At 54.1% G+C, this 6,000-nt stretch carries 5 protein-coding genes; 1 reads left to right on the forward strand and 4 read right to left on the reverse strand.

Annotation, left to right across the window (positions count from 1 at the left end; translation table 11 throughout):
• Nucleotides 1–326: 326 nt before the first annotated feature.
• On the forward strand, nucleotides 327–539 hold the full coding sequence (gene cspA, locus RDN66_RS13240) for an RNA chaperone/antiterminator CspA (protein WP_035893107.1): 213 nt from the start codon (nucleotides 327–329) through the stop codon (nucleotides 537–539).
• Nucleotides 540–592: 53 nt separating this feature from the next.
• On the opposite strand, the gene RDN66_RS13245 is transcribed toward cspA, so the two are convergent.
• From RDN66_RS13245 to glyQ, 4 genes are all read right to left on the reverse strand, one after another.
• Entirely contained in the window at nucleotides 593–2,212 is a 1,620-nt protein-coding gene (locus RDN66_RS13245) for an ABC-F family ATP-binding cassette domain-containing protein (protein WP_202217001.1), read from the reverse strand.
• A gap of 300 nt (nucleotides 2,213–2,512) precedes the next feature.
• The gene (gene hokA / locus RDN66_RS13250) at nucleotides 2,513–2,665 is read right to left on the reverse strand and encodes a type I toxin-antitoxin system toxin HokA (RefSeq protein ID WP_035893110.1); all 153 of its coding nucleotides are present in this window, start codon (nucleotides 2,663–2,665) and stop codon (nucleotides 2,513–2,515) included.
• 329 nt (nucleotides 2,666–2,994) lie between these two features.
• Nucleotides 2,995–5,064: a glycine--tRNA ligase subunit beta gene (gene glyS / locus RDN66_RS13255; protein ID WP_202217000.1), complete on the reverse strand. Its 2,070-nt coding sequence runs from the start codon at nucleotides 5,062–5,064 to the stop codon at nucleotides 2,995–2,997.
• Between the two features lie 9 nt (nucleotides 5,065–5,073).
• Nucleotides 5,074–5,985, reverse strand: coding sequence for a glycine--tRNA ligase subunit alpha (gene glyQ, locus RDN66_RS13260; RefSeq protein ID WP_035893112.1), 912 nt, complete (start codon nucleotides 5,983–5,985; stop codon nucleotides 5,074–5,076).
• Nucleotides 5,986–6,000 lie beyond the last annotated feature (15 nt).

The following is a 6,000-nucleotide window of genomic DNA, read 5'->3' on the forward strand; positions in this document are numbered from 1 at the left end:
AGTGCGCTACCGGGGCTAAATGATATTTTTTTACAACACACTCACAACTGATAATAATTCATATTTATCAAACTATTAAACATCAATTACTCTGCCTACCCCCCAGGAGCATAGTAAATTATGTGCAGATAACGTTTGCTTTTGCGGTGAGAGTTATGCGTTAATACATCCACGGTTTGACATACAGACCACAAAGCAGTTGAGTAAAGCAGTTCCCTTCAAGGTTATCCATTGGTACCCCTCGTAGCGACATTCCTTTACGCTTTAAATTCTGTAAAGCATGCCATATCGCCGAAAGGCTCAATTAATTTTTAAAGGTAATTTCTATGTCCGGTAAAATGACTGGTATCGTAAAATGGTTCAACGCTGATAAAGGTTTCGGCTTCATCACTCCTGACGATGGTTCTAAAGACGTGTTCGTACACTTCTCCGCTATCCAGAACGATGGCTACAAATCTCTGGACGAAGGTCAGAAAGTTTCCTTCACCATCGAGAACGGCGCTAAAGGCCCAGCAGCTGGCAACGTAACTTCCCTGTAAGTTAACGCCGCTAAGAATTGAAAATCCCTGCCTTATGGCGGGGATTTTTTTATCTATAGCGCGGTAAAATGCCACCCCGATTCATGCCACTCCAGCGCATGCGTCAGTTTCAGCCCCTGCAAGAACGCCTCATCGTGAGACACCACCAGCATCGCGCCTGGAAAATCAGCCAGCGCTGCTTCAATCGCCTGCACCGATGCAAGGTCAAGATGGTTAGTCGGCTCATCCAGCAGTAATAACTGCGTCGCCTCTCGCCGCCACAGCACGCAGGCCAACGCCGCTTTTAATCGTTCTCCCCCACTGAGTGCCGCTAACGGTAGGTTCACTTTGTCCGCGCCAAGCTGTAGCTGCGCTAGCCGAGTACGCATCGCACCCTCTTCCTGCGGCGTGTCGCCCGCCCGCAGATGCGCCATTACCGATAACGACAGATCGAACTGGCTAAGATGTTGATCCAGCCAGGCGGCAGAGACAGAGAGCTGGCTGCGCCCGGCAAGCGGTGTCTCAAGCCCCATCAAGGTTTTGAGCAGCGTCGTTTTTCCACAACCATTGGGGCCACGTAGCGCCACCCGCATCGGGCCGTCCATGCGCCAGTCGAGGGCGGAATGCGTCTGATGAGCCAGCTGTAGCGACTCCAGCACCAGCACCTGTTTACCGCTGGGCACTTCACTGCCGGGCAGTGTGAACATCACTGGCGTATCCTCTTCCACGCGTTCCCGAGCCTGCTTTACGGCATTATCCAGCGCACTTTGCTGCTCACGATGCTGGCGCAGCAAAGTGCCAGGCCGCTCTCGCGCCGCCCCTTTGTACTTCACCCGCTCAAATGACGCGATATTGAGAGCATCAACTGTACGCAACGTTTTTGCTGAACGTCTCTGGCAATCATCATGCTCTTTGTGCTGCCTGGCACGCGAGCGGCGACGTTCAGTGGCAACATGCTCGAGCGCGGCTCGCGCCGCCTGCTGCTCCGCATCACGCTGCTGCTGATATTCTACGTAGCTGCCGCCATAGCTGCGAAGCGCCGTAGGGCTCAACTCAAGAATACGTGGCATCCGCGCTAGCAGCTCCCGGTCGTGGCTCGCGACAAGCGCCCCACCCTGCCAGGCATCAAGCTGTCGATAGAACCACTCGCGCCCCGGGCGGTCCAGATGGTTGGTCGGTTCATCGAGCAGCAGGAAATTGGCACCGGAGGTAAACGCAGCGCAAAGCAGCGCTTTCACCCGCTCACCGCCGCTTAAGGAACCAGCCAGCCTTAATGGGTTAAACTCACCCAGCCCCGCGTCCTGAAAGGCGGTGCGAAGCCGGTCCGGCAGATCCCAGAAACCATCCAGACTTTCGATATCGTCGTCGTACGGCTGACCCTGCTCAAGACGCTGCAGCGCGGCGAAAACGGCTCCGTAACCCAGCAGCTCAGCCAGCGTGGTCTCCGCTGAGGCCGCATGTTGCTGCGCGACGTAAGCTCGGGACGCGAAGCATTCGATATGTCCGGTGGAAGGTTCATCGACGCCAGCCAATAGCCGCAGCAGCCGCGATTTGCCCATGCCGTTACGCCCGACAAGGCCACAGTGTGAACGCTCCAGCGATAAACTCAGCGGGCCGAAAAGGGTATCACCCGTCGCAAACTGACAGGTAACCTGATGTAAAATAAAAGAAGGGGATTGCGCACAATGGGCCATAAGCACTCCTGAATGAAATCAATAGTTCCCCTGCTTGCGGCAAGCGCCCAGCAAGGATTCGAATTCAGCAGGTGTGTTTGTCCATTTTCAGTGTGCCTCAGTGAGACGAGGGGTTCGTCGCGGCAAAGGATAAACGTATTGCGCCAGTCATTTCAAGGTTCTTTTTTGCGCAACCTTCCTATCCACAAAAAAAGGCCTCCCGTTAACGGGAAGCCTTAATATTATTTTGTAAAAAAATAGGGTGCATTGAGCCTGCATAACACCGCAATAGCGGCGGGGAATTCTCCCCGCCGTACGCCCTTACTGTTTCATATCGCAGGCTAAAGATGCCGCTAACTCATTATTTCCTTGCTTAATATGCAACTCACATAATGAATCACGAACCATCCAGGTAAATAATAGAATAGTGAGACATATCACTATCAAACTATACAACATAGATTTTTGCGGCATCCTTTGCCTCCTGTGTTGATTTTCAACAAGTAAGAGGCTAACCTTATGTGGTCTAGGCATAGAGTTGGCCTCACTTTGATTTATCGTCAGGTGGGGCTTTTCTCTGTCTGCCATCGGGTGAATACCTGAGACAGACAGTCTCAAGCACCCGCAATCATTCTACCTTAAATATCAAAATACCTTTCTTTGATGTATTCCTAAAATATTTCTCGCCTATCAATAATTATGTCGATTTAAATAAATCAAAGAATTATTAATCGTTCCCCTAATCATATTTAAGGTACAAAAAAACCTGCTCGAGAGCAGGCTTTTATTTATTAACAGAACAATTACTGCAGCAGGGAAATATCCGCTACCTGCAGGAACAGATCGCGCAGTTTCGACAGCAGCGTCAGACGGTTGATACGCACGTCTTTATCTTCTGCGTTCACCATCACGTTCTCGAAGAACTCATCCACCGGCTCACGCAGGGATGCCAGTTCAACCAACGCTTCCTGATAACGACCTTCTGCAAAGTACGGCTGCAGCTTGTCGCGCAACACAACCAGGTTGCCCGCCAGCTTGATTTCCGCCGCTTCTTTCAGCACGGAAGCGTGAACGATATCGTTCAGCGTCTCGTCAGATTTCGCCAGGATGTTGGATACACGCTTGTTAGCCGCAGCCAGTGCAGAGGCCTCTTCCAGAGTGCGGAAGTGGGACACGGCCTTCATACGAGCATCGAAGTCTGCTGGACGGGTTGGGCGACGCGCCAGTACCGCCTGAATGGTGTCAACGGTATAGCCTTCGTCCTGATACCAGGCGCGGAAACGACCGAGCATGAAGTCGATAACTTCATCCACCACTTTAGCGTTGGTCAGCTTGTCACCGTACAGACGCACCGCTTCTTCGGTAAGGGTCTGCAGATCCAGCGGCAGGTTCTTCTCAACGATAATACGCAGCACGCCCAGCGCAGCACGACGCAGCGCAAACGGGTCTTTGTCGCCTTTCGGATGCTGACCAATACCGAAGATACCCGCCAGGGTGTCCATCTTGTCCGCAATCGCCAGCGCGCAGGCAACCGGGTTAGACGGCAGGTCATCACCGGCAAAGCGCGGCTGGTACTGTTCGTTCAGCGCAACGGCAACATCTTCCGCTTCGCCATCGTGGCGTGCGTAGTGCATGCCCATCACGCCCTGGGTGTCGGTGAACTCGAAGACCATGTTGGTCATCAGGTCACACTTAGACAGCAGGCCCGCACGGGTCGCGTGGTTGACGTCAGCACCAATCTGACCCGCGATCCAGCCGGCCAGCGCCTGAATACGGTCAGTTTTGTCGCGCAGCGTACCCAGTTGCTGTTGGAACAGCACGGTTTGCAGACGCGGCAGGTGATCTTCCAGACGTTTTTTACGGTCGGAATTGAAGAAGAACTCCGCATCGGCCAAACGTGGACGAACCACTTTCTCGTTACCGGAGATAATCTGCTGCGGGTCTTTCGACTCGATGTTTGCCACGAAGATGAAGTTTGGCAGCAGCTTGCCAGCGTTGTCGTAAACCGGGAAGTACTTCTGGTCGCCCTTCATGGTGTAAACCAGCGCTTCGGCGGGTACCGCGAGGAATTTCTCTTCGAATTTCGCGGTCAGCACCACCGGCCATTCCACCAGCGAGGTGACTTCTTCCAGCAGGCTTTCGCTGAGATCAGCGTTGCCGCCAATCTTACGTGCCGCTTCTTCAGCGTCAGCTTTGATTTTGGCTTTACGCATTTCGTAGTCAGCCATCACCATGCCGCGTTCCAGCAGGATTTGCGGGTACTGATCGGCATTGTCGATGGTGAACTCAGGCTCACCCATAAAGCGGTGACCGCGGATGATGCGATCGGACTGTACGCCGAGGATGGTCGCCGGAACGACTTTATCACCCAGCAGCAGAGTCACGGTGTGCACCGGACGCACGAAGTGGACGTCGGACGCGCCCCAACGCATCAGCTTAGGAATTGGCAGTTTAGCCAGCGAGTTGGCAATCATGTTCGGCAGCAGCGCTTCGGTACTTTCGCCCTTCACGTGCGCGCGATACAGCAGCCATTCGCCTTTGTCAGTGGTCAGGCGCTCAGCCTGATCGACGGTAATACCGCAGCCGCGCGCCCAGCCTTCAGCCGCTTTGCTTGGTTTACCTTCAGCGTCGAACGCCTGGGCGATTGCCGGGCCGCGTTTTTCAACTTCGCGATCCGCTTGCGCAGATGCCAGATTTGCCACTTTCAGCGCCAAACGGCGTGGGGCAGCAAACCATTCAATGTTACCGTGCGCGAGGCCCGCGTTATCCAGCTCTGCCGTGACGTTCGCGGCAAAGGATTCAGCCAGGTTGCGCAGCGCTTTTGGTGGCAGCTCTTCAGTGCCGATTTCCACCAGAAAAGTATTCTCAGACATGGCCGCCTCTTATTTATTCTTGTTGCACATCGGGAAGCCGAGGGCTTCACGGGAAGCATAGTAAGCTTCTGCCACTGCTTTGGTCAGGGTACGAATGCGCAGGATATAGCGCTGACGTTCGGTGACAGAGATGGCTTTACGCGCATCCAGCAGGTTAAAGCTATGGGCGGCCTTCAGAATACGCTCGTAAGCAGGCAGCGGCAGCGGAGTTTCCAGCGCCAGCAGCTGCTGCGCTTCTTTCTCGTACTGCTCGAAGCAGGTGAACAGGAAGTCCACGTCCGCGTATTCGAAGTTGTAAGTGGACTGCTCCACTTCGTTCTGATGGAACACATCGCCGTAGGTGGTTTTACCCAGCGGGCCGTCGCTCCAGACCAGGTCGTAAACGCTGTCTACGCCCTGAATGTACATTGCCAGACGTTCCAGACCATAGGTGATCTCACCGGTGATCGGTTTACATTCCAGACCGCCAACCTGCTGGAAGTAAGTGAACTGCGTCACTTCCATACCGTTCAGCCACACTTCCCAACCCAGACCCCAGGCACCCAGCGTTGGGTTTTCCCAGTTGTCTTCCACGAAACGAATGTCGTGGATGGTCGGGTCCATACCCAGCTCTTTCAGCGATCCGAGGTACAGCTCCTGGATGTTGTCCGGAGACGGTTTAATCACTACCTGGAACTGATAGTAGTGCTGTAAACGGTTCGGGTTTTCGCCATAGCGGCCGTCGGTTGGGCGGCGTGAAGGCTGCACGTAGGCAGTCGCCATCGGTTCTGGCCCCAACGCACGCAGGCTAGTCATTGGGTGTGAGGTGCCGGCGCCAACTTCCATGTCCAGTGGTTGAACAATGGTGCAGCCCTGACGAGCCCAGTAATCCTGTAAGGTCAGGATCAGGCCCTGGAAGGTCCTGGTATCAAACTTTTGCATATGATTTCGTGCTGG

Source organism: uncultured Kluyvera sp., assembly GCF_902485085.1.
Taxonomy (GTDB): domain Bacteria; phylum Pseudomonadota; class Gammaproteobacteria; order Enterobacterales; family Enterobacteriaceae; genus Kluyvera; species Kluyvera ascorbata.